This window comes from Pseudomonas sp. QD4 (assembly GCF_049199125.1).
GTDB lineage: Bacteria > Pseudomonadota > Gammaproteobacteria > Pseudomonadales > Pseudomonadaceae > Aquipseudomonas.
The window spans coordinates 183960-208931 of record NZ_JBLZOM010000006.1 but is presented as its reverse complement, the minus strand read 5'-3'; the positions used below and the strand labels follow the sequence as shown (position 1 = coordinate 208931).

The window sequence follows — 24972 nt, the reverse complement described above, 5'->3', positions numbered from 1 at the left end:
GCGTTACCAAACTCCTACAACTTGGCCTGGCGCACCGCACCGCTGCGCGACTTGGCCATGGCCGCCAGGCGTACCGCGACGTTCGCCGCGCCGTATCCGACGTAGTCATTCTTGCGCTGGATGACCTCGAAGAAGAACCGCCCTTCGAACGGCTCGGTGTACACGTGGAACAGCTCGCCGCCCTGGGCATCGCGGTCGTAGAGCACGTTGTAATAGGCCAGTTCGCTGAGGAACTCATCGTCGAAATCGAAGCGCGCCGCCAGGTCGTCGTAGTAGTTGAGGGGGATGTCCAGCAACGGCACCCCAGCCTCTTTGGCGCGGCTGACTTCGGCGAAGATATCCGCACAATCGAAGGCGATGTGGTGCACACCGGACCCCCGATAGCTCGACAGCGCGTGGGAGATGGCAGTGTTGCGGTTTTCCGAGATATTGAGCGGCAGGCGGATCGAGCTGCAGCGGCTGCGCAAGGCGCGGCTTTTCACCAGGCCGTAAGGGTCGGGCAACACCACCTCGTCGTCGGCGGCAAAATCCAGCAGGCTCTTGTAGAACAGCACCCAGCTGTCGAGGGTGTCGGCCGGCAGCGCCATGGCCATGTGGTCGATGCGCTGCAGGCCGCCCTTGGCGACCACGCCGGGCAGCATGTTGAAGTCGGTGTCGTACAGGTGCTGGCCGCCGTTTTCCTGGTCCACCAGGTAGATCAGGCTGCCATCGGGCTCGCGCACGGCGGCCAGTTCCAGCTCGTTCGGCCCGACCAGCCCACGATAAGGCTGGCCTTTATAGGCCACCGCCCGCTCCAGCGCCTTGGCGCTGTCCTTGACCCGGATCGCCGTGGCACAGACCGAAGGCCCATGGGCCTCGAAGAAACTGTGGGCGAAAGAGTAAGGCTCGGAATTGAGGATCAGGTTGATATCGCCCTGGCGCAGCAGGCTGACGCTTTTCGAGCGATGCTGGCCGGCCTTGGCAAAACCCAGGCGTTCCAGCCAGCCACTGAGCTTGGCGCCCAGGGCTTCGTCCACGGCGAATTCAAGAAACTCGGTGCCGCCGTACTCGCTGGCCGGCGGCGGTGCGAACAACTGGTCGAGGTTGGCCACCGGTTGCCCTTCCTGCAGCAGGCGGTCGCGGGTTTTCTCTTCCAGGTACAGCAGCGAGCGCAGGCCGTCGGCGGCATTGGCCCGTGGCGGTGCGGCACGAAAGCCGTCGTTGAATATTTCCAGGGACAAGGGCCCGGTGTAGCCGCTCTTGATGATCGGCGCGAGAAAACCCGGCAGATCGAATTCGCCCTGCCCCGGGAAGCAGCGGAAATGCCGGCTCCACTCCAGCACGTCCATGGCCAGGATCGGCGCATCGGCCATTTGCACGAAGAAGATCTTGTCCCCGGGGATCTGCGCAATCGCCGCCGGGTCGCCCTTGAGCGACAGGGTATGGAAGCTGTCCAGCAACACCCCGAGGCTTGGGTGGTCGGCCTGGCGCACGATGTCCCAGACCTGTTGATACGTATTGACGTGACGGCCCCAGGCCAGCGCCTCGTAACCGATGCGCAAGCCCCGGGCTCCGGCGCGCTCGGCCAGCAGGTGCAGGTCGTCGATCAGGATCTGTTGCTCGCCGACGCTGTCGGCCGAGGCGTTGCTGCAGACCAGCACCAGGTCGGTACCCAACTCCTGCATCAGGTCGAATTTGCGTTCCGCGCGCTCCAGGTTGCGCGCCAGCCGGTCGCGGCGGCAGCCTTCAAAGTCACGGAAGGGTTGAAACAGGGTGATGGCAATGCCCAGGTCGGCGCACATCTGTTTGATTTCGCGCGGGCTGCCGTCGTAGTACAAAAGATCGTTTTCGAAGATCTCCACCCCGTCAAAACCGGCGGCGGCAATAGCTTCGAGTTTTTCCGGCAGGGTACCGCTCAAGGATACGGTGGCAATGGAACGCTGCATGTTTCAACTCCCGGTGATGACTGCTCTGTAGCCGCACAGGCGGCGATCGGTACCGGCCGCAGCGGGCCTGGCGGGCGCGGTGCAGGCCATCTGCTCGGCCGCATCGCTCATCAGGCAGCCCTTGCGCGCTACGCGTACGATCACGACGTACGGCGGCTACACGAGGTCCGCGTCTTTTATTAGGTGAGCGAATTATTCAGCGAGCCCATCTATACAGCAATTCAAAGTGTACGAACCAGTTAGTTTTTAGGGCGATTATCGAACACAATGGCCATTGGTGAATTGACGATTTTTCGTCCACTGCGCACCATCCACCCCACATTGAGTCGGCAGCAAACCCCCGGCCTCAATCACCCTAGACCCAGAACACACCATAAAAATTTCAAAAATCGGGTAGACCCTCATGCTTGCACTCAACGCCCCGCTTTCCTGCTTTCCCCTCCGGTTCTCGCCTGGCCTAGACGCTATTGGCACTCTGCATACGGACGCTCTACGCCCCCTGGGCTGAATCGTACCCAGCGGATCAGACCGCTTTCGCCCCCTTCCCCCCCGGGAGCCGACGAAAGCCTTCAGCCGATCAATCTTCGAGTTCACCTGCGGCCGGCCCGCACTCCTGAATTGATCAAGCGACCTTGAGTCCCGACGAGTCGACGCTCGTCAGTCATTGAACGGATGGCCAACATGATTCCTTCGCAAAGCTCTTCCATGGCCTCGCGCCTCGGGGCCGCCAACGGCGGTATAGGCGACAAGATCCGCGGCGCCATGGCGGTCGGCAAGACCCGCTGGGGCATGCTCGCACTGGTGTTTTTCGCCACCACCCTGAACTACATCGACCGCGCCGCACTGGGCGTGATGCAGCCGATCCTGGCCAAGGAGATGAGCTGGACGGCGATGGACTACGCCAACATCAACTTCTGGTTCCAGGTCGGTTACGCCATCGGCTTCGTGCTGCAGGGACGCCTGATCGACCGTATCGGCGTCAAGCGCGTGTTCTTCTGCGCCGTGCTGCTGTGGAGCCTGGCCACCGGCGCCCACGGCCTGGCCACCTCGGCCCTGGGCTTTATGGTCTGCCGCTTTATCCTCGGGCTGACCGAGGCCGCCAACTACCCGGCCTGCGTGAAAACCACGCGCCTGTGGTTCCCGGCCGGCGAACGCGCCGTGGCCACCGGCATCTTCAACGCCGGGACCAACGTCGGCGCCATGTTCACCCCGATGTTGCTGCCGTTGATCCTGCACGTCTGGGGCTGGCAGGCAGCGTTCCTGTGCATGGCTGCACTGGGCGGGATCTGGCTGCTGTTCTGGGGCCTGAAGTACTACAACCCGGAAGATCACCCGACGGTGAAACAGGCTGAACTGGAGTACATCCAGAAAGAAGTCGAACCCGAGCAAACCCGCGTGCCCTTCTCGCGCATCCTGCGCATGCGTGGCACCTGGGCCTTCGCCCTGGCCTACTCGATCACCGCGCCGGTGTTCTGGTTCTACCTGTACTGGCTGCCGCCGTTCCTCAACCAGCAATACAACCTGGGCATCAGCGTGACCCAGATGGGTATCCCGCTGATCATCATCTACCTGACCGCCGACTTCGGCAGTGTCGGCGGCGGCATTCTCTCGTCGTTCCTGATCGGCCGCGGGATCAACCCGATCAAGGCTCGGCTGATGTCGATGTTCCTGTTCGCCTGCTGCATCATCGGCGTGATCATGGCGGCCGGCACGGCCAACCTGTGGCTGGCGGTCTTCGCCATCTCCCTGGGCATCGGTGCCCACCAGGCCTGGACCGCCAACATCTGGAGCCTGGTGATGGACTACACGCCCAAGCACATGATGAGTACGGTGTTCGGTTTCGGCGGCATGTGCGCTGCGGTCGGCGGCATGTTCATGACCCAGCTGGTGGGCCATATCCTGACCGTGACCAATAACAACTACACCGTGCTGTTCACCCTGATCCCGGCGATGTACTTCATTGCCCTGATCTGGCTGTACTTCATGGCCCCGCGCAAAATTCCGAAAATCGAAGACTGACGCTCCCTTCGCGCAGGCCCGGTTCCACGGGCCTGCGCTTTTTTTCTCGACGCCCTCTTTTTTTTTTCTTCCCGCTACGCAGGCCCTCCCATGCCCCTGGTTAACCTGAGCATCGCCCAACGTGCCGTGATCAGCTTTGGCGTCATCGCCTTGCTGGTTTTGCTCCAGGGCCTGTTCGCCCTGAAACAGATGGCCGAAGTCCGCGCCACCGGCCAGCACACGGAAACCGTGTCCCTGCCCAGCACCCGCTACCTGGGAGAAATCCGCGACTACGTCCTGAGCATCCGCGTGCTCAGCCTGCGCATGGCCCTCAACCGCGACCCCAAGGTGCTGGAGCCCACCATCGCCCGCCTGCATCAGGTTGAAGGTTGGCTGGACCAGGCCCTGGAAAAATTCGCACCGCTGGTGGGTGACTACAACCGGCAGCAGTACCAACAGTTCGTGGCCACCGTGAGCACTTACCGCCAGGCCCTGGACCAGTACGAGGCGCTGTCCCAGGCCAACCGCAGCGTGGAAATGAACGCGCTGCTCAACGGCCAGATCCAGGATTACTCGACCCGCACCGGCGACCAGTTCGCCGAGTTGATGAACCTGACCGCCGCCGAAGTCAGCCAGTCGGCGCAGCATGCCGACACCTTGTACAACCAGGTCAAATTCACCGTGATCGGCGCCCTGCTCGCTGTCGCCCTGCTGACCCTGGCCCTGGCCTGGCTATTGACCCGCAGTATCGTCGGGCCGATCCGCCAGGCGGTGGGCGTGGCTGAGCAAGTGGCGGCCGGCGACCTGAGCCAGACCATCGAGAGCCGCGGCAAAGACGAAACCGCGCGCCTGTTGCGAGCCCTGGCCAGCATGCAGGGCAGCCTGCGCGACACCTTGCAATCCATCAGCGGCACCTCGACCCAACTGACCGCCGCCGCGCAGCAGATGAGCCACAGCACCCTTGAGGATTCCAGCCGCCTGCAACGCCAGCACAATGAGATCGAACAGGCGGCGACGGCGGTCAACGAGATGACCAGCGCCGTTGAAGAGGTGGCGCGCAACGCCGTGTCGACATCCGACACCACGCGCCTGTCCAGTGATGAGGCCACTCAGGGCCGGGCACGGGTGAACCAGACCCTGGACTCGATCCAGGCCATGAGCGGCGACGTCGGCAATGCCCTGCAACAGGTGCAGACCCTGGCCGAGCAATCCCGGGAGATCGGCAAGGTGCTGGACGTGATCCGCGCGATTGCCGAGCAGACCAACCTGCTGGCCTTGAATGCCGCTATCGAAGCGGCGCGGGCCGGGGAAGCCGGACGCGGGTTTGCCGTGGTCGCCGATGAAGTGCGAGCCCTGGCCCACCGCACCCAGCAATCGACGCAGGAGATCGAGCAGATGATTGCCCGGGTCCAGGGCGATACCGACGGCGTGCTGCATTCGATGCAGGGCAACAGTCAGCGCGTGGCCCAGACCTTGTCCTTGGCCGAACAGGCTGGGCTGGCGCTGGCGCAGATCACCCGGGCCATGGAGCAGATCCACGAGCGCAATCTGGTGATCGCCAGCGCCTCGGAAGAACAGGCCCAGGTCGCCCGCGAGGTGGATCGCAACCTGCTGAACATTCGCGACCTGTCACTGGAAAGCGCCGACGCCTCGACCCGCACCAACGCCACCAGCCAGGAGCTTGCGCAACTGGCCACCGGGTTGCAGAACCTGGTGCTGCGCTTTCGCTTCTAGGCCGGCTCAGCGACGCCGTTGTTGCCAGGCCGCGGCCAGGCCGCTGAGGCAAATCACCGCGATGCCGACCTGGGTGATCAGGTCCGGCGTGTGGCTGAACAGCAGCCAGCCCAGCAGCCCGGCAAACACGATCTGGCAGTAACCGAACGGCGCCAGCAAGGCCGGCGCCGCCAGACGAAAGGCCTGGGTCAGGAACAGGTGGGCGGTCATGCCGCAGGTCCCGAGCGCCAGCATCAAGATGCCGTGGGTCAGGGTCGGCACTTGCCAGAAAAACGGCACCAGCGCGCTCATCACCAGGGTGTTGCACAGCCCGGCAAAAAAATTACTGGTGGTCGGGCTGTCGTACTCCGCGAGTTTGCGGGTCAGCAGTTGGTAAAAGCAGAAACACAGGGCCGAGCAAAACGGCAGCAGCACCGCCGGGGTAAACAGCTCGCCACCGGGGTGAATGATGATAATGACCCCGATAAAACCGCAGATCACCGCCAGCCACTGCCCCCGGGAAACATGCTCGCCCAGCAGCGGCACCGACAAGGCCGTGACCAGCACCGGAGCCAGGAAGTTGACCGCCGTGGCTTCCGCCAGGGGAATGAACAATAACGCCGAGGTGAACAGCAGGCTGGTGCCCAGCAGGCACAGGGCCCGCGCCAGTTGCCACAGCGGGCGCTTGGTGCGCAGTACCCGCAGGCCCGATTGCGGCAGGAAGATCCCGGCCATCAGCAGCGTGTGCACCAGGTACCGGGCCCAGACCACCATGATGATCGGGTAGAAACCGGAGAGGTATTTGGACAACGCGTCGTGACTGGAAAACAGGAAGGTCGCGAGGACAACCAGCAGGATGCCTTTCAAAGGCTGGTTGACACCGGAAAGGGGTGTGCTGATGGTCATTGGAGGTCCTTGTTTTAATCCTGGTTCAGGCCGTATCGCCGCCAATCCGGCTCCTGCAAGGTCACGACATCTTGTAGGAACCCGCTGTCCGGCGATAGGTTCATCTGCCGCTCTAGATCCTCGCCAACAGCGCCCGGGTCTTGTCCAGGGCCATTTGCGCCCGTTGCAAGGCACTCACGCCCTGCTCCATCAAGCGCACAGCCGGGATCTCCAGGCTCAGTGGCAAGCCGGCCGGCAGACAATGCAAGAGCCCCGCCAAGTCGCAGTCGCCATCACCGGGGAAACGCCGTTCATTGCGCGCCTGGCGCAGGATCTCTTGCATATCGTCCGGCCGCGGGCCCGCCACATCGCACAGCTGGGCATAGCGCAGCCGTGCCGGCGCGACCTTGGCCAGGTCATCGAGGGACGATGCCGAGCGATCAAAATGAAAGGCATCCACCAGCACGCAGCCGTTGGCGCGCCCGGCATTCTCCACCACCCGCACCGCCTGTTCGAGGTTGCGTGCATCGGTCCAGGGCATGAACTCCAGATGGGGGTGCAAGCCGTAGGGCCCGGCCAGGTCGCAGAGCGCGGCGAAGTTGTCGGTCAGGCGCGCCTCATCGGGATCGTTGCCGGCCAGCAGCAATTCGCTGGCACCGAACTCGGCACCCACCGCGAGGATCGCTTCGAAGTCGGCGACCCGGGTCTCGGGCTTGAGCCGCAGGATTTCCACATCCAGCACGCCGATCCCGGTATCGCGCAGGCGCGCCAGGGTCTGGCGGCGCAAGTCGGCGTCGGCCACCAGCGGGAAATGATGTTCTTCCGGGGTGGCCGGCACCAGGCGCAGGCCGACGTGACTGTAGCCGGCGCGCGCCGCGACCTCGACCATTTGCGGCGGCGACAGCTCGAGCACGGTGAGGCTGGCCAGGGAAAAGATTCGTGGGGTCATGGGCTTCACTCAATCAGCGCCGGGGCACAGGCCCGGCCGGTTTCGGCGGCTTCGCGGATCGCCTCGATCAGGGCCAGGGTGCGCGCGGCATCGGCGACGCTGACCAGGGGCTCGACTTCACGCCGTGCGACTTTGACGAAATGCTGCAATTGCAGGCGCAAGGCCTCATCTTCACTGAAGCTTTCCTGCACCACCTGCAACGCTTGATGCCAGCCGCCGCTGCTCTCGGCGTATTGCCAGCGCTTGAGCTGCGGGATGCTCAGGGCGCCGCCGGTGCCGGCCAGCAGGTAGCAGGGCTGATCGGCCTGGCGCGGGTACACCGGGTTCTCGCCGGAATCCAGTTCCCAGCTCCAGGGCGCCGCCACCGCGTCGGAACCGGTCAGGCTGCCCAGGGCACCATTGTCGAATTGCAGCAGCACGGCCGCGCAATCCTCATTGGCAAAACCGCGCACGGCGTTGCTGGTCATCGCCTGAACCTGGTGCACTTCGCCACACAGGTGACGCAGCAGGTCCAGGTCGTGGATCAGGTTGGTCAGCAACATCCCGGCCCCGGCTTCACGACGCCAGGGGATCTCGAAATAGCTGTCGGGTTTACGCAATTGCCACAGCGCGGTGACCGTGGTCAGCCGCCCGAGGGCGCCGCCGTGCACCAACTCATGGGCCCGCACGATCAGTGGATTGTGCCGGCGATGATGCCCCACCAGCACCGGCACTCCGCTGGTACTGGAGGCCGCCACCAACTGGCGCACTTCATCCATCTGCACACCCACCGGTTTCTCCAGCAGCACCGGCACGCCGGCAGCCAGGCAATCGAGGGCGGTGCTGACATGCAGGTTGTTGGGGTTGGCGACAATCACCCCGTCGGGCCGGGACTCGGCCAGCATCTGCCGGTGGTCGGCGTAATGCGGCACCTGCCATTGCGCAGCGACTTCGGCCGCCTGGGGACCAGGGTCGGCCACTGCGCAAAGCCGGGCTTCGGCAAGCGTCTTGAGGTGGTGGTAATGCTGCTGGCCCATGTTGCCGGCGCCGATCAGGGCGATACGCAGTGGCGAACTCAATGCGCGATCCTCTTGTGATTGTTATCGGGAAGCTCAATTCAAATTATTTAGAACTCAGTTCCACTTTCACACAAGCACAAAACAAAATACTGTCCGATCAGCGCACAACTTTCCAAACCCATTACAAGCAAGCCGTGCTGCAACCCCCTAGCCGCTGCCGAGGCACGAGGCTGCTCTGGCCGATGCGGACGCCGTGGTGGCGTCAGATGTATGAGTGTCGAGGCGCAGGGCCAGCGCAGCCTGGCGGCAGCGGCTACAGGGCGAAGCTGTTGTCAGTTGAAGAGTTCGGAGGCTTGGCTTGCGGCGCTGAGTTCGGCAGCGAAGCTCAGCAGCAGCGGCGCCAGTTCGTGCAGGCGGGCCAGGGGCAGGCGGGCGCTGGGGCCGGCGATGCTGAGGACCCCCACCACCCGCTGATCCATCGGATGACGCACCACCGCGGCGATGGCCGAAGTGCCCACCGCCGAGCTTTCCTCGACCCAGGCATAGCCCTGCTCCCGCGCCAGGCGCAGGCGTTCGAGCAATTCAATGTTCGAGCGCGGCGCATTCGGCCCCAGCTCATCCGGCACCCCGGCGCCCTGACGCTCCACCAGGGCCAGGGCCTCGGCGTCGCTCAGGTAGGCCAGCCAGGCATGCCCGGAAGCGGTGTAGAACAGCGGCGCCTCGCGCCCCATGTCCGGGTCGTAACGCAGGCCGGAACGAGCGCCCTGGGACTTGGCGATCCAGGTCTGGCGCTCGCCCTCGATCACCCCCAGGCGCACCAGTTCACCACTTTCCTGGGCCAGCCGATCGAGCACCGGCTGCACGATATCGGCGCCACTGCTGGCCAGGTAGCGAAAGCCCATGGCCACCAGCTTGGTCGACAATTGATAGCGCAGGTTGTCCGGATTCTGCCGCACGTACCCCAGGCGAATCAGCTCCGCCAGCAGACGATGGGTGGCGCTTTTCGGGATCTCGAGTTGCTCGGCCAGGGCTTGCATCGGCACGCCCCGGGGGTCACTGGTAAGACTTTCCAGAACGCTGAACACGCGTTCGATTTGACTGCCGGCCATGGTGGGGGTCCAGACGAAATTTGGCCGATTCTAGAGACAACCGGCGCAATGGGAAATACACCGCGGCATCGTTCGATAACCGCACAAAAAAAGCATCGGCACGGCTCCACTCGCTCAGCGTGCCTTGCTGTGCGCTATTCGACTCCGTATATTTTTTGGAATCAAGTTCCAAAAAATAATAAATCCCCTGCTCCGGAGTTTTTTCGCCCATGTCTGCCGCACCCAGCCTGCATCACCCCGATATCGACTGCGATGTGCTGATTGTCGGCTCCGGCGCGGCCGGGCTTTCAGCCGCCGTCACCGCCGCCTGGCACGGCTTGAAGGTGATAGTGGTGGAAAAGGACCCGGTGTTCGGCGGCGCCACGGCCTGGTCCGGCGGCTGGGCCTGGGTACCCTGCAACCCGCTGGCCCAGCGCGCGGGGATTATCGAAGACGTCGAGCTGCCGCGCACCTACCTCAAGCATGAACTGGGCGCGCGTTACCAACCGGCGCTGATCGATGCCTTTCTTGAAGCCGGGCCGCGCATGGTGGCGTTTTTCGAGCGCCACACCGCCCTGCAATTTGCCGACGGCAATGGGATTGCCGATATCCACGGTGACAGCCCCGGGGCCGGCACCGGTGGTCGCTCGGTAATCGCCGCGCCCTACGACGCACGCCAGGTCGGTAAGCTGCTCAAGCGCTTGCGCAGAACCCTGCGCGAAACCTCGTTCATGGGCATGCCGATCATGGCCGGCGCCGACCTCTCGGCCTTCCTCAACCTGACCCGTTCGCTGCCCGCCGCCTGGCACGTGACCCGGCGCTTCAGCCGCCACCTGCTGGACCTCGCCGTCCATGGCCGGGCCATGCAACTGGTAAACGGCGTAGCCCTGGTGGCGCGCCTGGCCAAGTCCGCCGAAGACCTGGGCGTGCTGCTCTGGGAGTCGGCGCCGGTGACCGAGTTACTGCAGGACAACGGCGCCGTCACCGGCGCAGTGGTCAGCACCGCGCGCGGGCAGATCCGCATCAATGCGGCCAAGGCGGTAGTACTCGCCGCCGGAGGCTTCCCCAACGATATCGAACGCCGCAAGGCGTTGTTCCCGCGTACCCCCAGTGGCCACGAACACCTGGCCTTGCCGCCCCTCGGCGCCAGCGGCGATGGCCTGCGCCTGGGGGAAAGCGTGGGCGCCCAGGTCGACAGCGACATGGAGTCGCCGGTGGCCTGGGCCCCGGTGTCCGCCGTGCCGTACAAGGACGGCAGCGTCGGCCACTTCCCGCACATCATCGAGCGCGGCAAACCGGGGATCATCGGCGTGCTGAGCAATGGCCGGCGCTTCGTCAACGAAGCCGACGGTTACTACGATTACGTCCGGGCCATGGTCGCGGCTGCGCCGGAAGGCGAGGAAGTGGCGTCCTGGCTGATCTGCAGCCATGGCTTCCAGCGCCGCTACGGCCTGGGCATCTCCCGCCCCTTCCCGTTGCCGGTGGCGCCCTTTATCCACAGCGGCTACCTGAAAAGCGCCCCCACCATCGAAGCCCTGGCCCAGGCCTGCGGCATAGATGTGAACGGTTTGCGCGAGACCCTGTCGCACTACAACCGGCACGCGCATCAGGGCCAGGACCCGGAGTTCGGCCGCGGCTCGACCCCCTACAACCGCAAACAGGGCGACCCGCTGCACCAGCCCAACCCTTGCGTGGCGCCCATCGAGCACGGCCCGTTCTACGCGGTGAAGGTACAACCGGGCTGCTTCGGCACCTTTGCCGGGCTCAAGGTCAACCAGCACGCCCAGGTGCTCGACGGCCAAGGCCAGGCGATTGCCGGGCTGTACGCAGCGGGCACCGACATGGCCAGCATCATGGGCGGCCACTACCCCGCCGGCGGCATCAATCTCGGCCCGGCCCTGACGTTCGGCTACATTGCCGGACGCCACATCGCCGGGGCCATCGCTTACGAATAGGAGATCGACCATGCAGCACTCAGCCAACAGCCCCATCCTGACCCAACATGGCCTGCACATGCCCAAGCTGGGCCTGGGTACCTGGCCGATGCTGGGCGAGGAATGCACCCGCGCCGTGGAACAGGCGTTGAGCCTCGGTTACCGGCACATCGACACGGCCCAGGCCTACAACAACGAAGAGGCGGTCGGCCAGGCGCTGAGCAACACCGACGTGCCCCGGGAGCAGATCCACGTCACCACCAAGGTCTGGTGGGACCAACTGCAACCCGATGCCATGTGCCACTCCATGGAGCGCAGCCTCAAGGCGCTGCAGACCGATTACGTCGACCTGTTCCACATCCACTGGCCAACCCCCGACATGGACTTGCAACGCACCCTGGAAACCCTGGCGTCGTTCAAGGAACAAGGCCTGGCCCGCCATATAGGCGTGGCCAACTTCCCGCTGGCGCTGCTGCGCCGGGCGGTCGAAGAACTGGGTACGCCGTTGTCGGCCATCCAGGTGGAGTACCACGTGCTGCTGGGCCAGAGCGGCTTGCTGGACTATGCACGCCAGCACGACATGGTGCTGACCGCCTATACGCCGCTGGCCCGCAACAAGGTTTCGCAGATCCCGCGGATCCAGCAGATCGCCGCCAAACACGGGGTGCTGCCGACCCAGGTGGCATTGAAGTGGTTGCTGGATCAGGACAACGTCGCGGCCATTCCCAAAGCCAGCAGCCAGGCCAACCAGTTGGCCAATCTTGGGGCCTTGCAGGTGCAGTTGGACGATGAGGATCGGGCGTTGATTGCGGACTTGCCGAAGGACCAGCGCCAGGTCAGCCCGGATTTCGCGCCACAGTGGGACGTGTTTGATCGTTGAGCTGAGGGGGGCATCAGGCGCCATTGGCAGTCCAATGGCGCCGGGCTGTAGCTAGAAGTCGAAGAACACGGTTTCGCCTTCACCCTGGATGCGAATATCAAAGCGATAGGCGCGTTGGCCGTCGACTTCGCAGGGATGGGCCAGCAGGGTTTCACGACGTTGCGGCTGTTCGATCAGGTTCAGCACCGGGCAGCGCGCGTTGGCCTCCGACTCGTCGGCAAAGTACAGCCGGGTGTGCAGGTGGATGTTGATGCCCCGGGCAAACAGCGACAGGTTGATGTGCGGCGCCATGGCCACCCCCGCCGCGTTCTGCACCACACCGGGCTTGATGGTGTTCAGCGTCCACTCGCCGGCGTCGAAGGTAGTGGCGGTACGCCCGAAGCTATTGAAGGTTTTTTCCGAATCGAAGACCGGGTCATAGACCCCCTCGTGGTTGGCTTGCCAGAACTCCAGGAACGAGTCGCGCACCAGATGGCCATTGCCGTCGTAGACGTGGCCGATCAGCAGGATCTGTTCGCCGGCCGCGTCAGGCTTGGCCATCTGGTTCCAGATTTCATCGCTGCGGGTCGGGTTGCCGGCAGCGGCCAGGGCCAGGCCAATGTGCACATAAGGGCCGGCCGTTTGCGAAGGGGTTTCGGGCAGCAGTTCGATGGGCATGGGCAAGCTCCTCAGCAGTTCTCGAAATGGGTCTTGCGCTGGCCGCGCAACACGATGTCGAAGCGATAGGCCAGGCAGTCCATGGGGTTGGCGTTGCCCATGTCGAGGCGCGCGATCAGGCTCTGCACCGCATCCGGGTTGGCAATCGACTTGACGATCGGGCACAGCGGGATCAACGGATCGCCTTCGAAATACAACTGGGTGATCAGGCGCGTGGCGATGGACGGACCGCTGATGGAGAAGTGGATGTGCGCCGGGCGCCAGTCGTTGGGGCCGTTGCGCCAGGGGTACGGCCCGGGCTTGATGGTGCGAAAGCTGTAGTAGCCGTCACGGTCGGTCAGGGCCCGGCCGACGCCGCCGAAGTTCGGGTCAAGGGGCGCCAGGTAGCGGTCGTTCTTGTGCCGGTAGCGGCCGCCGGCGTTGGCCTGCCACATCTCCACCAGGGTATGGGGGATCGGCTTGCCGTACTGATCGCAGACCCGCCCGGAAACGATGATGCGCTCGCCCACCGGCAAGCCGCCGTTGTTGAAGTTGAGCAGCAGGTCGTTGTCGAAACGGCCGGTCTTGAGGTGGGAGAAATCCGGGCCGCTGGTTTCACTCACCGATTGCGGGATGCTGACCAGCGCCTGGCGCGGGGAGCGGGCGACGGACGTCTTGTAGTCGGGGGTCAAGGCCTTGGGGTGCCAATTACGGTCACGAATCACGAAGCGACTGCTGTCTGCATCAGACATGTCGATCTCCTGTTGTTGGATTTATGGAGCTGCCCTCGCAGTCTCACCCAACAACAGGAAGCGGAAAATTGAAAAGCCGCCCGTCAACCATAACCAAATGGTTATGGATAAAGCCCTTCACGGTAGGCGCTGCCCACTTCCCGCAGAACGTCGACGCACCATTGCCCGGCCAGCGACAGCGGCAGGCTGGCGTTGCTCGAAATCCCCACCGAGCCCCCGGGCTCGCGCAACCCCAGGTCGATCTCGCACAACTCACCGTTGGCCAGGTCCAGGCGCACCGCGTCCAGCGGGGCGATCCACAGCGCATCAGTGGATAACGCATAACGCCGGCTCAAGGTCACCGACAGGGTTTCCAGGCGCTGCCGGGATTGGCCGATGCCGCACTGCACAAACAGGCTGTCGGCGAACTTGCGGATGGTAGTGCCCGCCAGCGGCAGCACCAGGGGAAAGCGCTCCACGGCGTCACGATCGAGAGGTCCGGCGAGCAAGGGATGCTCCGGGCGCGCCACCAGGGTCATCGACTCGCTGTACAGGTGCTCGAAGCTCAGGCCCTGGATCTCCGGGCTCTCGGTCATGCGCCCTACCACCAGGTCGACATCCCCGACCCGCAGCTGCGACAAAAGGTAGGCGCTGGGGCCGGTGACCACACTCACCGCCAGTGCCGAGTGGCGCTGGTGCAGGCGCCGCACCACTTCCGGCAGCAGCAGGCTTTCAGCGGTAGACAGCACCCCGAGGCGCACCACCCCGGCCGCATATTCACCGCCACGCAGGGTATCCACACCCTCGCGCAGGGCCTGCACCGAAGGCCCGGCATAACGCAGGAAGGCCCGGCCGGCCTCGGTCAGGCTGAGCCCGGCCTTGCTGCGCAGGAACAGGCTGGCATCGAGCAGTTGCTCCAGTTCCTTGAGGGTTTTCGACATCGCCGGCTGGCTCACGGCAAGCACATCGGCGGCACGCGCGAGGCTGCCCTGGCGAGCCATTTCAAGAAAACACACCAGGTGACGGAATTTGATGCGGGTATCGATGTTCAATAGTGAGCCCCGAATAGGTCTGGACAGCAGCGATGCGGCCGCGGGCAATGGTAACGTGCGCGCAAATGCCTGACGACCGGACTGGCGTCGGCACCACTCACCAGCAACACTCACAGCCAACGATAACGAGGATTCACCCCATGCTTTGGAAAAAAGGGCGGCGCAGCGACAACGTGGTGGATGCTCGTGATGACAGCGGTGGCGGTGGCGGCGGCATGCGTTTCGGCGGCGGCAAGGGCCTGAGCCTGACGGCCATCCTGCTGATCGTCGGCATCGGCTGGATCACCGGCCAGGACCCGATGCAGATCCTCGGGCAACTGGCCGGGCAGATGGAGCAATCGGCACCGGCCACGACCCAGACGCGCCAGGCACCACCGGCCAATGATCAACAGGCCGAGTTCGTGCGCGCCATCCTCGGCGACACCGAAGACACCTGGGGCCAGATCTTCCAGGAGGCCGGGCGCCAGTACCAGCAACCCAAACTGATTCTGTTCCGCGGTCGGGTGAACTCCGCCTGCGGCGCCGCTACCTCGGCCACCGGCCCCTTCTACTGCCCTGCCGACCAGCAGGTGTACCTGGACATGGACTTCTTCCGCGAAATGTCCCAGCGCTTTTCCGCCGCCGGCGACTTCGCCCAGGCCTATGTGATCGCCCACGAAGTCGGGCACCACGTGCAGACCCTGCTCGGGGTCTCGGCCAAGATCCAGGCCGCACGCCAGCAAGGCCGGCAAATGCAAGGCGATGGCGGGCTGCTGGTGCGCCAGGAACTGCAAGCCGACTGCCTGGCCGGGGTCTGGGCCAACCATGCGCAAAAACGCCTGAACTGGCTGGAGCCCGGGGATATCGAAGAAGCCCTGAACGCCGCCAATGCCATCGGCGATGACCGTTTGCAGCAACAAGGTCAGGGGCGTGTGGTGCCGGACTCCTTCACCCACGGCACCTCGGCGCAGCGCGTGCGCTGGTTCAAGACCGGCTTCAGCCAGGGCCAGATCGGCCAGTGCGACACCTTCGCCGCGAAGAGCCTTTAAAAATGCGCGTACTGACGCTGGTTGCGCTGTGGATCGCCTGTGCCAGCGCACAGGCGGCGGAACATGGGGTCAAGGACATCAGCCCCGAGCGCCTGGCGCTGGACGGCGGTGAATTGGCCGTGGGCCTGAGCCAGGATTGGCGACAGCCGCTGCCGCAGATCCAGCGCGCACTGATCATCGTCCATGGCCGCCTGCGCAATGCCCAGACCTACCTGCACAGCGCCGAACAGGCCGCCAGCCAGGCCGGGCAAGGCGCGAACACCCTGGTGATCGCGCCGCAGTTTCTCAATGAGTCCGACGTGCAGCGCAACCACCTGGACCGCCAGGTACTGCGCTGGAAGGGCAACGACTGGATGGCGGGCGAGGCATCCATCGGCCCGGGCCAGGTCAGCTCCTATGGCGCCCTCGACCAGATCATCAAACACCTGGGCAACCACACGCTGTTTCCGGCGCTGAAGGAAATCGTGGTCGCCGGCCATTCCGGCGGTGGCCAAGTGGTGCAGCGTTTCGCTCTGATCGGCCACGATCACCCGACCCTGCAACGCGAAGGCATCAGCCTGCGCTTTGTGGTGGCCAACCCATCGTCCTATGCGTACTTCAGCCCGCAGCGGCCGGTGCGGTTCGATGCAGCCGATTGCCCGGGCTTCGACAACTGGAAATACGGCCTGCAGCAGCTGCCGGACTACGCCCGGGGTCAGAGTGCGGAGCAGTTGGAGCAGGCGTACGTGTCACGCACTATCACCTACCTGCTGGGCCAGCAGGACACCGATCCGAACCATCCGGCACTGGATAAAAGTTGTGAAGCCGAGGCCCAGGGCGCCTATCGCCTGATTCGCGGGCACAACTATTTCGACTACCTCAAGCAGCGCCACCCGCAGTTGAGCCATCGGTTGGTGGAGGTGCCGGGGGTGGGGCACAACGGAGATGGGATGTTGACCTCGCCTGAGGGGCAGAAGGCATTGTTCGCCCGCTGAGGGGGCGGACTTTATTGGGGGGCGCTACGCGCCCCAGCGGGAGCAAGCTCCCTCGCCACTAGAAGCCATCTGTAGCCGCTGCCGAAGACTCGGGCCGCAGCGGCTCCAAGGGAACAAACGCCCTCGCTAGATCATTTTCTGCAACGCGCCGCAGTCTGCCGCGTGCCAATCCGCCAGCTCCGGCCATGGGTTCTCCGGCAGGTTGACCAACACCGTGCGCGTGCCTGCGGCGCGGCCGCAGTCGAGGTCGAAGCGGTAGTCGCCCACCATCACCATGGCGCCGGGCGTCACCTCCCAGGCCTCGGCCAACTTCAGCAAGCCACCCGGGTGCGGTTTGGGCGGCGCATCATCGCGGCCCAGCACGTCGTCGATGGCAAAGCAGTCCGCCAGACCGATGGCCTCCAGGGTGATATGGGCCAGCTCCCGCGCGTTGCGGGTCAGGATGCCCAGGCGATAGCCGCGCTGCGCCAGGTCGCGCACCAGCTCCACCGCCCCCGGCGCCGGGCGTGAGCCCAGGGCCAGTTCACGCTCATGCTCCAGCAGCCAGGCATGTTTGGCCGCGGCTTCTGCGGCGGGCAAGGCCGCGAGATGGGTCAGAATGTCGTCTTCCGGGGGGATATCCAGGGCCTGGCGAATGGCGGCGAAATCATGCACTGCAATCGTCAGGGTGCCGTCCATATCGAACACCCAATGGCGTATGTCCGAAAGGCTCATGCCCAGTCCTTGCGATGACGGATCAGACCTTCCTGGGTAACCGACGCCACCAGTTGCCCGGCGCGGTTGAACACGCTGCCACGGGAGAAACCACGGGAATTGCCGGCCCATGGGCTGTCCATGGCGTACAGCAACCAGTCGTCGGCGCGCAGATCGGCATGGAACCACAGCGCGTGGTCGAGGCTGGCGACCTGCATGTCCTTCTGCCACACCGATTTGCCGTGGGGCAGCATCGAAGTGGTCAGCAGGCCGAAGTCGGAGGCATAGGCCAGCAGGTACTTGTGCAAGGCCGGGATATCGGCCAAGGCGCCGTCGGCGCGGAACCACACGTACTTCACCGGGTCCATCGGCTGCGGGTTGTACGGGTCTTTTTCGGTGACCGGGCGCACTTCGATGGGTTTCGGGCACAGCAGTTTTTCACGCATGTGCTCAGGGATCAGGTGCGCGCGCTGCTGGGTGATTTCCAGCTCCGAGGGCAGGTTTTCCGGGCCCACCACTTGCGGCATCTGGTTCTGGTGTTCGAAGCCCTGCTCGTCGTACTGGAAGGAGGCGCTGCAGGTGAAGATCGGGTTGCCCTTCTGGATCGCGGTCACCCGGCGCGTACTGAAGCTGCCGCCATCACGCACCCGGTCCACCTGGTAGACCACCGGCAAACCGGCATCGCCCGGACGCAGGAAGTAACCGTGCATGGAGTGCACATGGCGTGCTTCTTCCACGGTCTGACTGGCTGCGGACAAGGACTGGCCCAGCACCTGGCCGCCGAACAGCTGGCGGAAGCCCAGGTCCTGGCTGCGACCGCGAAACAGGTTTTCTTCGATCGGTTCCAGGGTCAACAGGTCGACCAGATCTTCCAACACGTGGCTCATTCAGGATCTCCTCACACAGAGCAATACCGCGCAGTCTTGGCTGCGGCGGGCAATTCAATCAGGGGGCATCCTGATAATCGGCACATTCTAAACGCCCTGCTGCCCTATCCATGCAAGGTTTCCAACCATTGTTCGCGGTTGATGCGATACAGCACATGGGCGCGCAACGGGTGATCGCCGGCCAGCGCGGGGTGCTCGAAGTCGTCGCTGGGGGCATGGTGCATGCCGATGGCTTGCATGACTTTCTGCGACGGCTGATTGCTGGCTGTGGTGAACGCCACCACCTCTTTCAGCGATAAGCGGTCAAAACCGCAGCGCAGAGCGGTCCAGGCCGCTTCGCTGGCATAGCCCAGGCCCCAGTGTTCACGGGCCAGGCGCCAGCCGATTTCCACCGCTGGGGTAAAGGGCGCTTCGAAACCCACTACGCCCAAGCCGGTAAAGCCGATAAAGGCGCCGCTGTCCTTGCGCTCCAGCGCCCACAAACCAAAGCCATGTTCGGCAAAATGACCGCGTATTCGCCCGATCAATGCCGCACTTTCCAGTCGGCTCAAGGGCGCAGGGAAGTACCGCATGACCTGTGGGTCGGCGCACATTGCCGCAAACGCCGGCAAATCTTCATCGCTCCACTGGCGCATCAACAGCCGCGCGCTTTCCAGTTGCAATATCGGCTCCATCGGGGCCCTCCATAATCCATGGGAGCAAGTCTACATCGCTGGTAGGATCCTTCACGGGTTCCTATCAGAAATTGCCATGCCATTGCCGTTGATTTATCACGATGACTACAGCCCCGAGTTTCCTGCGGAACACCGCTTTCCCATGGACAAATTTCGCCTGCTGCGCGACCACCTGGTGGACAGCGGCCTGACCCGGGATGCCGACCTGCTGCGCCCGCAGCTCTGCCCGCCAGAGATCCTGGCCCTGGCCCATGACCCTGGCTATATCGAACGCTATATGAGCGGCGAGTTGTCCCGGGAAGACCAGCGGCGCCTGGGCCTGCCCTGGAACGAAGCCCTGGCGCGACGGACCGTGCGCGCGGTCGGCGGCTCGCTGCTGGCGGCCGAGCTGGCCCTGGAACATGGCCTGGCCTGTCACCTGGCCGGGGGCACCCATCATGCCCATTACGACTACCCGGCCGGTTTCTGCATCTTCAACGACCTGGCGATCATCAGTCATTACCTGCTGGCGGCCGGTCGGGTCAGCCGGGTGCTGATCTTTGATTGCGACGTGCACCAGGGCGATGGCACCGCTCGGATTCTCGAACATACCCCGGACGCGGTGACCGTCTCGTTGCACTGCGAAAAGAACTTCCCGGCGCGCAAGGCCACCAGCGACTGGGACATTCCCCTGGCCATGGGCATGGGCGACAGCGAGTACCTGCAGGTGGTCGATGACGCCCTCAACTACCTGCTGCCGCTCTACCAACCGGACCTGGTGCTGTACGACGCCGGGGTCGACGTGCACAAGGACGACGCCCTGGGCTACCTGAAACTGACCGACGCCGGGGTCGCCGAGCGCGATGAGCGTGTCATGCGCCATTGCCTGGGCCGCGACATCCCGGTGGTCGGGGTGATTGGCGGCGGCTACAGCAAAGACCGCCAGGCCCTGGCCCGGCGCCACGGCATCCTGCACCACAGTGCGCAGCGGGTCTGGACGTCATCAGGTTGTCACTGAGTTGTGGGCGCATTACCCACAGTCTCTGTGCAACTGCCTGTGTATAACCTGAGCAAAACCCGCTGCAGCCCAGGTTCTGCAACGCCTGCAGGAAGCCGCCTATTTTTTGATCAACTGCCCGTTCAGGCAAGCCCGCCAGGATCGCGGGCCTTGGCTTGAGCAACAGCAGATCGCGCCAAACCCGCCCCGAGGTGGCAACAGGCCCGTCATCAAGGCGTCACACAAACCTGAAGCATTACCCACATTCTCTGTGCAGCTGCTTGTGGATAACCTGGGCAAAACCCGCTACAGGGCTTACTGAACAAGGCTTGCAGGGCACCGCCTATTTTTTGATCAGCTGCATGGGGCAGCCACTGAGGGCCGCGGCGAAGTGCTGCGGTTTTCGGCAGCGACGGTAAAAGTCCGTAGAATGGCCGGCTTCTTTCGCCAACATCGCCCCTCGCCATGACCCAACCCCATACCGCCCTGCCCCACCACGTCGCCATCATCGGCGGCGGCCCTGCCGGCCTGATGGCGGCCGAAGTGCTGAGCCAGGGGGATATCCGTGTCGACCTGTACGACGGCATGCCCTCGGTCGGTCGCAAGTTTCTGCTGGCCGGGGTCGGCGGCATGAACATCACTCATTCCGAGGCCTACCCGGCGTTTGTGTCGCGTTATGCCGAGCGCGCGCCGCACATTGCGCCGCTGCTGCGCGAGTTCGGCGCCGAGGCGCTGTGTGAATGGATTCATGGCCTGGGCATCGAGACCTTTGTCGGCAGTTCCGGCCGGGTCTTCCCCACCGACATGAAAGCCGCGCCGCTGTTGCGTGCCTGGCTCAAGCGCCTGCGCGATGCCGGTGTAGTTATCCACACCCGCCACCGCTGGCTGGGCTGGAATGCCGATAACAGCCTGAAAATCCATAACCCGGAAGGCGAAATTGCGGTACAGGCCGACGCCGTGCTGCTGGCCCTGGGCGGCGGCAGTTGGGCCCGGCTGGGATCGGACGGTGCCTGGCTGCCGTTGCTGGAACAGCGCGGCATCCCGCTGGCGCCGCTGGAGCCCAGCAACTGCGGGTTTGACGTGGCGGGCTGGAGCCCCTTGCTGCGCGAGAAGTTCGCCGGCGCGCCGCTGAAAAACGTGGCCATCGGCCTCAACGACGATAAACCGCGACTGGGTGAATGCGTGATCACCGCCAGTGGCATCGAAGGCAGCCTGATCTATGCCTTGTCGGCACCGATTCGCCGGGCCATCCAGCAGCAAGGCGTGGCCACCGTGCATATCGACTTGCTACCGGGCAAGGCTGCGGACAAAGTCCTGGCAGCGCTGAGCAAGCCACGGGGTTCGCGCTCCATGGCCAAGCACCTGCACAGCCAGTTGGGCATCGATGGACTCAAGGCCGCCCTGCTGCGCGAACTGACCGACGCCCAATGCTTCGCCGATCCAGCTTCGCTGGCCCAGGCCATCAAGGCCTTGCCCCTGAATCTGGTAAAAACCCGACCGCTGGACGAAGCCATCAGCAGTGCTGGCGGCGTGCCCTTTGAAGCGCTGGATGAACGACTGATGCTCAAGGCCCTGCCGGGGTTGTTCTGCGCCGGCGAAATGCTCGACTGGGAAGCCCCCACCGGCGGCTACCTGCTCACCGCCTGCTTTGCCGGCGGGAGAGCTGCAGGAATGGGCATCAAGGGCTGGCTAAACGACAAGACCTAAGCCGCAAGCTTCAAAACTTGCAGCTTGCCCCTAGAAGCTTGCCGCTGCCCCTCAAGGCTTCCTTTTGCGCGGCCCCGTGTTGAAGACCGGCACTTTACGCACCGGTTTTACTGCAGGGGCTTCGGCCACTTCACCGCTTTCCACCCACTTGCCGAGGTTGCGCTTGCCACCGGAGGTCTTGGGTTTTTTCGGCTTTTTCGGTTTTTTCACCACTTGGCCGCTGGCGTCGGTTTCCGGCACCCGGTGCTCGGGCACAAAATCCGGCTCGTCATGGCGCTTGAGGGTCTGGCGGGTCAGGGTCTCGATCGCCGACAGCAGGTTCACCTCATCAGCGCACACCAGGGAGATCGCCTCGCCGGTGGCACCGGCACGCCCGGTACGGCCAATGCGGTGGATATAGTCTTCGGCGACGATCGGCAAATCGAAGTTGACCACCAGCGGCAGGTCTTCGATGTCGAGGCCGCGGGCGGCGACGTCGGTGGCCACCAGGATCTGCGTCTCGCTGGCCTTGAACCGATCCAGCGCACGCTGGCGGGTGGCCTGGGGTTTGTCGCCGTGAATACCATCGGCGTTGACGCCCATGCCCTGAAGTTTTTCCACCAGGGCATCGACCCCGTTACGGGTTTTGGCGAACACCAGCACCTGCTTCCACTTGCCTTTGCGCATCAGGTGCACAAACAGCTCCGGTTTGCGCTTCTTGTCCACCGTCACCACCCATTGCTTGACCGTGTTGGCAGCAACGTTGCGCGGGCTGACTTCGATGCTCAGCGGGTCGTTGAGCATCTGCCCGGCCAGCAGGCGGATTTCGTCGGAGAAGGTGGCGGAAAACAGCAGGGTCTGACGCTTTTTCGGCAGCACGCGGTAGATGTTCGACAGCTCTTCCGAGAAGCCCAGGTCGAGCATCCGGTCGGCTTCGTCCAGCACCAGGGTTTGCAGTTGGTTGAACTTCAGCGCGTTCTGGCGGAACAGATCAAGCAACCGACCCGGGGTGGCGACCAGCAGGTCGACGCCCTTGCGCAGCTTCATCATCTGCGGGTTGATGCTGACGCCGCCGTACACCGCGTAGGTGCTCAGGGGCAGGTTTTCGGCGTATTGGCGCACGCTTTCGTGCACTTGTTCGGCCAGCTCGCGGGTGGGCACCAGGATCAGCGCGCGGACTGAGTTGGCGGTGACTTTCGGCCCTTCCATGGCCAACAGTTGCAACAGCGGCACGGCAAAACCGGCGGTCTTGCCAGTGCCGGTCTGGGCGGCTGCCATCAGGTCGCGACCGGCCAGTACGGCTGGAATAGCTTGCGCCTGCACCGGGGTCGGGGTCTGGTAGCCAAGCGTTTCGAGAGCACGCAGCAAGGGTTCGATCAGGCCAAGAGTGGCGAATGTCATGGGGGTACCGTAGGAAAAATGTCAGCACAGGGTGCAATGCGCGGCAGTTTACCCTAATTCAGGGGCGTTCTCCTGAGTCGAAACCCAGGCTCGGCGGACAATCGCCGAGGTGGACGCTCGGCCGCCAGCCGAGCAGAATTGCCCTGCGCGGGCGGATCGATGCGCCCCGGTGCCCGTCCTATCGCGCCCCCAATGCCTTGCACCTCAGGAGCCACTGCCCCCATGGACAACGAAAACCCCTTCCAGGCCCCCGCGGCCGAACTGCTCGCCGACAAGACCCCCGCCCACAATCAGCGCCTCTACAGTGTGGCCGCCGTCGGCCTGGGCACCTTCTTCGGCACCTCGGTGGCGGGCGCCTACTTTATCGTCCAGAACCTCAAGGCACTGGGCCGTGAGTCCGAGGCCAACACCGTCTGGGCAATCGGCATCGGACTTTTTGTCGCCATGACCCTGGCCGGGTTTTTCCTGCCGGATAACATCCCCGCCGTGGTCTTCGTCCTGCCGCCTCTGTTTGCGATGAACGCTTATGCGCGTCAACTGTTCGGGCCGCTGTTGCTGGAGCACAAGGCGAGCAACGGTCCGTTCTACTCGCTATGGCGCGTCGCGGGTATTGGCCTGCTGTTTTCAGCGGCGGTGGTGGGCCTGATGGTCGCCGTGCTGATGCTGACGGGCTATGCCTGACCCCTGCGCGCTGAAAACCACAACGCCGGGCAATGCCCGGCGTTTTTTATGGGGCCCGGCATCAGCACGGGCACCGGCCAAGTCCAGCTGTCGCCAACCCTCACAAACGGCGGCCTGCTTCAGGCCGCGGTCTGCTCTTCCACCACCGGCTTGGACCGGCGCCACTGCGGCAGGCCGATCAGCACCACGGCGCTGATGATCACCACCATTGCCAGGGCCTCCTCGGTGCCGATGGTCTCGCCGACAAACACGATCCCCAACAGCACGGCCACGGCCGGGTTGACGTAGGCGTAGCTGGTGGCCGCGGCCGGGCGCACGTGCTTGAGCAGGTACATATAGGCGTTGAAAGCGATGATCGAGCCAAAACCCACCAGGTAGGCCAGGGCGAGCCAGCCTTCCAGTGGCGGCACGCTCTCCAGCTGTTCGCCGCTCAGGGCACTGCCGATCAGCAACACCACGCCACCCACCAGCATCTCTGCGGCACTGGCCATGGCGCCCTGGGGCAGCGGCAAGTGCTTGCTCCATACCGAACCAAAGGCCCAGGCCGCTGCGGCGAACACCAACAGGCCCGCACCCAGTGGGCTGGCTTGCAGGTTGGAACCGAGGTTGAGCATGCCGATGCCGATCAGGCCAAGGACGATGCCGGCCCATTCCAGCCGCGTATTACGCGCGCCCCAGAAATAACCGCAGAGCAAGGTGAACAGCGGCACGGTGGCCACTGCCAGCGCCGCCACACCCGAGGCCACGCCGGTGTGTTCGGCCACGCTGACCGCGCCGTTGCCGCAGCTGAGCAGCAGAATGCCGATCATCCCCGCCGCCTTCCACTGCGCCCAGGTAGGTGCCGGCACGCCGCGCCAGCGCAGGAAGCCATACATCAGGCTGCCGGCCAGCACAAACCGAATCCCGGCCAACAACAGCGGCGGCCAGTATTCGATGCCGATGCGAATCACCAGGTAGGTCGAACCCCAGATCACATACAAGGCAAAAAAGGCGGCAATCAACGGCAAGGGAAAACGGCGAAGGCCAGGCATAAGCAGCTCGGTAGGCAGGCAATGGGAAGGCTATTTTAGAAAGCCGGAGCAGGGAAATTAAGTTACAAAACCTGTTTATAAGGCCCATACACTTTCCAAAATAGGGAGATTGCGGCTATAAGCCATGCTTTCGAAAGCCCGGGCCTTTGGGA

22 protein-coding genes and 1 pseudogene are annotated in these 24972 nt (G+C 64.1%); 10 read left to right on the top strand and 13 right to left on the bottom strand.

Annotated features, from left to right (window positions below; translation table 11 throughout):
* Positions 1-14: 14 nt before the first annotated feature.
* On the bottom strand, positions 15-1925 hold the full coding sequence (gene quiC / locus ACOZJV_RS28385) for a 3-dehydroshikimate dehydratase QuiC (RefSeq protein ID WP_421548986.1): 1911 nt from the start codon (positions 1923-1925) through the stop codon (positions 15-17).
* Between the two features lie 681 nt (positions 1926-2606).
* Between quiC and ACOZJV_RS28380 the strand changes: the two genes are divergently transcribed.
* The 3 genes and pseudogenes from ACOZJV_RS28380 to ACOZJV_RS28370 all read left to right on the top strand — a co-directional run bounded on the left by ACOZJV_RS28380 (position 2607) and on the right by ACOZJV_RS28370 (position 5657).
* On the top strand, positions 2607-3944 hold the full coding sequence (locus ACOZJV_RS28380) for an MFS transporter (RefSeq protein WP_078471824.1): 1338 nt from the start codon (positions 2607-2609) through the stop codon (positions 3942-3944).
* A 90-nt stretch (positions 3945-4034) separates the two neighbouring features.
* A pseudogene (locus ACOZJV_RS28375) lies at positions 4035-4802 on the top strand (MCP four helix bundle domain-containing protein); the annotation flags it as partial.
* Positions 4794-5657 (top strand): methyl-accepting chemotaxis protein, encoded by an 864-nt coding sequence (locus ACOZJV_RS28370; RefSeq protein ID WP_421549033.1) that lies wholly within the window; start codon positions 4794-4796, stop codon positions 5655-5657. The pseudogene ACOZJV_RS28375 and the gene ACOZJV_RS28370, both read left to right, overlap by 9 nt.
* 6 nt (positions 5658-5663) lie before the next feature.
* Here ACOZJV_RS28370 and ACOZJV_RS28365 read toward each other — a convergent pair whose 3' ends face one another.
* The 4 genes from ACOZJV_RS28365 to ACOZJV_RS28350 form a co-directional block, all read right to left on the bottom strand.
* Positions 5664-6542 (bottom strand): DMT family transporter, encoded by an 879-nt coding sequence (locus ACOZJV_RS28365; RefSeq protein ID WP_078471711.1) that lies wholly within the window; start codon positions 6540-6542, stop codon positions 5664-5666.
* 112 nt (positions 6543-6654) lie between these two features.
* On the bottom strand, positions 6655-7470 hold the full coding sequence (locus ACOZJV_RS28360; protein WP_201128109.1) for a sugar phosphate isomerase/epimerase family protein: 816 nt from the start codon (positions 7468-7470) through the stop codon (positions 6655-6657).
* Between the two features lie 5 nt (positions 7471-7475).
* Complete coding sequence (locus ACOZJV_RS28355; RefSeq protein WP_421548985.1) at positions 7476-8528, bottom strand: Gfo/Idh/MocA family protein; 1053 nt, start codon at positions 8526-8528, stop codon at positions 7476-7478.
* 272 nt (positions 8529-8800) lie between these two features.
* Entirely contained in the window at positions 8801-9577 is a 777-nt protein-coding gene (locus ACOZJV_RS28350) for an IclR family transcriptional regulator (protein ID WP_421548984.1), read from the bottom strand.
* Between the two features lie 209 nt (positions 9578-9786).
* Here ACOZJV_RS28350 and ACOZJV_RS28345 point away from each other — a divergent pair, with 209 nt between their 5' ends.
* Together ACOZJV_RS28345 and ACOZJV_RS28340 are read left to right on the top strand one after the other, a co-directional pair.
* Complete coding sequence (locus tag ACOZJV_RS28345; protein ID WP_421548983.1) at positions 9787-11511, top strand: FAD-dependent oxidoreductase; 1725 nt, start codon at positions 9787-9789, stop codon at positions 11509-11511.
* Positions 11512-11521: 10 nt separating this feature from the next.
* Positions 11522-12370, top strand: coding sequence for an aldo/keto reductase (locus ACOZJV_RS28340; RefSeq protein ID WP_421548982.1), 849 nt, complete (start codon positions 11522-11524; stop codon positions 12368-12370).
* Between the two features lie 51 nt (positions 12371-12421).
* Here the strand turns inward: ACOZJV_RS28340 and pcaG are convergent, their stop codons facing one another.
* From pcaG to pcaQ, 3 genes are all read right to left on the bottom strand, one after another.
* Positions 12422-13027: a protocatechuate 3,4-dioxygenase subunit alpha gene (pcaG, locus tag ACOZJV_RS28335; RefSeq protein WP_078471705.1), complete on the bottom strand. Its 606-nt coding sequence runs from the start codon at positions 13025-13027 to the stop codon at positions 12422-12424.
* Between the two features lie 11 nt (positions 13028-13038).
* The gene (pcaH, locus tag ACOZJV_RS28330; RefSeq protein ID WP_020296942.1) at positions 13039-13758 is read right to left on the bottom strand and encodes a protocatechuate 3,4-dioxygenase subunit beta; all 720 of its coding nucleotides are present in this window, start codon (positions 13756-13758) and stop codon (positions 13039-13041) included.
* 101 nt (positions 13759-13859) lie between these two features.
* The gene (pcaQ, locus tag ACOZJV_RS28325; RefSeq protein WP_201128116.1) at positions 13860-14789 is read right to left on the bottom strand and encodes a pca operon transcription factor PcaQ; all 930 of its coding nucleotides are present in this window, start codon (positions 14787-14789) and stop codon (positions 13860-13862) included.
* A 140-nt stretch (positions 14790-14929) separates the two neighbouring features.
* Here pcaQ and ACOZJV_RS28320 point away from each other — a divergent pair, with 140 nt between their 5' ends.
* Positions 14930-15817 carry a neutral zinc metallopeptidase gene (locus ACOZJV_RS28320; protein ID WP_020296940.1) on the top strand — a complete coding sequence of 296 codons (888 nt, stop codon included), beginning with the start codon at positions 14930-14932 and terminating at the stop codon, positions 15815-15817.
* A 2-nt stretch (positions 15818-15819) separates the two neighbouring features.
* On the top strand, positions 15820-16791 hold the full coding sequence (locus tag ACOZJV_RS28315; protein ID WP_078471702.1) for a hypothetical protein: 972 nt from the start codon (positions 15820-15822) through the stop codon (positions 16789-16791).
* 126 nt (positions 16792-16917) lie between these two features.
* Here the strand turns inward: ACOZJV_RS28315 and ACOZJV_RS28310 are convergent, their stop codons facing one another.
* The 3 genes from ACOZJV_RS28310 to ACOZJV_RS28300 all read right to left on the bottom strand — a co-directional run bounded on the left by ACOZJV_RS28310 (position 16918) and on the right by ACOZJV_RS28300 (position 19045).
* Complete coding sequence (locus ACOZJV_RS28310) at positions 16918-17505, bottom strand: HAD family hydrolase (RefSeq protein ID WP_201128120.1); 588 nt, start codon at positions 17503-17505, stop codon at positions 16918-16920.
* On the bottom strand, positions 17502-18371 hold the full coding sequence (tesB, locus tag ACOZJV_RS28305; protein ID WP_078471700.1) for an acyl-CoA thioesterase II: 870 nt from the start codon (positions 18369-18371) through the stop codon (positions 17502-17504). Before tesB ends, ACOZJV_RS28310 begins: the two co-directional genes overlap by 4 nt.
* A gap of 104 nt (positions 18372-18475) precedes the next feature.
* Positions 18476-19045: a GNAT family N-acetyltransferase gene (locus ACOZJV_RS28300; RefSeq protein WP_078471699.1), complete on the bottom strand. Its 570-nt coding sequence runs from the start codon at positions 19043-19045 to the stop codon at positions 18476-18478.
* Between the two features lie 76 nt (positions 19046-19121).
* Here ACOZJV_RS28300 and ACOZJV_RS28295 point away from each other — a divergent pair, with 76 nt between their 5' ends.
* Both ACOZJV_RS28295 and ACOZJV_RS28290 read left to right on the top strand, forming a co-directional pair.
* Positions 19122-20042 carry a histone deacetylase gene (locus ACOZJV_RS28295; protein ID WP_201128122.1) on the top strand — a complete coding sequence of 307 codons (921 nt, stop codon included), beginning with the start codon at positions 19122-19124 and terminating at the stop codon, positions 20040-20042.
* A 444-nt stretch (positions 20043-20486) separates the two neighbouring features.
* Entirely contained in the window at positions 20487-21728 is a 1242-nt protein-coding gene (locus ACOZJV_RS28290; protein WP_421548981.1) for a TIGR03862 family flavoprotein, read from the top strand.
* 51 nt (positions 21729-21779) lie between these two features.
* Here the strand turns inward: ACOZJV_RS28290 and ACOZJV_RS28285 are convergent, their stop codons facing one another.
* Positions 21780-23108: a DEAD/DEAH box helicase gene (locus ACOZJV_RS28285; protein WP_078471675.1), complete on the bottom strand. Its 1329-nt coding sequence runs from the start codon at positions 23106-23108 to the stop codon at positions 21780-21782.
* A gap of 222 nt (positions 23109-23330) precedes the next feature.
* On the opposite strand from ACOZJV_RS28285, the gene ACOZJV_RS28280 reads away from it, so the two are divergent.
* Complete coding sequence (locus ACOZJV_RS28280) at positions 23331-23789, top strand: hypothetical protein (RefSeq protein WP_421548980.1); 459 nt, start codon at positions 23331-23333, stop codon at positions 23787-23789.
* A 119-nt stretch (positions 23790-23908) separates the two neighbouring features.
* Here ACOZJV_RS28280 and yedA read toward each other — a convergent pair whose 3' ends face one another.
* Positions 23909-24820 (bottom strand): drug/metabolite exporter YedA, encoded by a 912-nt coding sequence (gene yedA, locus ACOZJV_RS28275; protein ID WP_201128126.1) that lies wholly within the window; start codon positions 24818-24820, stop codon positions 23909-23911.
* Positions 24821-24972: the final 152 nt, after the last annotated feature.

Coding starts and splice junctions, on each gene's coding strand:
- quiC (WP_421548986.1), bottom strand. CDS start 1,925: ATGCAGCGTTCCATTGCCACCGTATCCTTGAGCGGTACCCTGCCGGAA.
- ACOZJV_RS28380 (WP_078471824.1), top strand. CDS start 2,607: ATGATTCCTTCGCAAAGCTCTTCCATGGCCTCGCGCCTCGGGGCCGCC.
- ACOZJV_RS28370 (WP_421549033.1), top strand. CDS start 4,794: ATGCAGGGCAGCCTGCGCGACACCTTGCAATCCATCAGCGGCACCTCG.
- ACOZJV_RS28365 (WP_078471711.1), bottom strand. CDS start 6,542: ATGACCATCAGCACACCCCTTTCCGGTGTCAACCAGCCTTTGAAAGGC.
- ACOZJV_RS28360 (WP_201128109.1), bottom strand. CDS start 7,470: ATGACCCCACGAATCTTTTCCCTGGCCAGCCTCACCGTGCTCGAGCTG.
- ACOZJV_RS28350 (WP_421548984.1), bottom strand. CDS start 9,577: ATGGCCGGCAGTCAAATCGAACGCGTGTTCAGCGTTCTGGAAAGTCTT.
- ACOZJV_RS28345 (WP_421548983.1), top strand. CDS start 9,787: ATGTCTGCCGCACCCAGCCTGCATCACCCCGATATCGACTGCGATGTG.
- ACOZJV_RS28340 (WP_421548982.1), top strand. CDS start 11,522: ATGCAGCACTCAGCCAACAGCCCCATCCTGACCCAACATGGCCTGCAC.
- pcaG (WP_078471705.1), bottom strand. CDS start 13,027: ATGCCCATCGAACTGCTGCCCGAAACCCCTTCGCAAACGGCCGGCCCT.
- pcaH (WP_020296942.1), bottom strand. CDS start 13,758: ATGTCTGATGCAGACAGCAGTCGCTTCGTGATTCGTGACCGTAATTGG.
- ACOZJV_RS28320 (WP_020296940.1), top strand. CDS start 14,930: ATGCTTTGGAAAAAAGGGCGGCGCAGCGACAACGTGGTGGATGCTCGT.
- ACOZJV_RS28315 (WP_078471702.1), top strand. CDS start 15,820: ATGCGCGTACTGACGCTGGTTGCGCTGTGGATCGCCTGTGCCAGCGCA.
- ACOZJV_RS28310 (WP_201128120.1), bottom strand. CDS start 17,505: ATGAGCCTTTCGGACATACGCCATTGGGTGTTCGATATGGACGGCACC.
- tesB (WP_078471700.1), bottom strand. CDS start 18,371: ATGAGCCACGTGTTGGAAGATCTGGTCGACCTGTTGACCCTGGAACCG.
- ACOZJV_RS28300 (WP_078471699.1), bottom strand. CDS start 19,045: ATGGAGCCGATATTGCAACTGGAAAGCGCGCGGCTGTTGATGCGCCAG.
- ACOZJV_RS28295 (WP_201128122.1), top strand. CDS start 19,122: ATGCCATTGCCGTTGATTTATCACGATGACTACAGCCCCGAGTTTCCT.
- ACOZJV_RS28290 (WP_421548981.1), top strand. CDS start 20,487: ATGACCCAACCCCATACCGCCCTGCCCCACCACGTCGCCATCATCGGC.
- ACOZJV_RS28285 (WP_078471675.1), bottom strand. CDS start 23,108: ATGACATTCGCCACTCTTGGCCTGATCGAACCCTTGCTGCGTGCTCTC.
- ACOZJV_RS28280 (WP_421548980.1), top strand. CDS start 23,331: ATGGACAACGAAAACCCCTTCCAGGCCCCCGCGGCCGAACTGCTCGCC.
- yedA (WP_201128126.1), bottom strand. CDS start 24,820: ATGCCTGGCCTTCGCCGTTTTCCCTTGCCGTTGATTGCCGCCTTTTTT.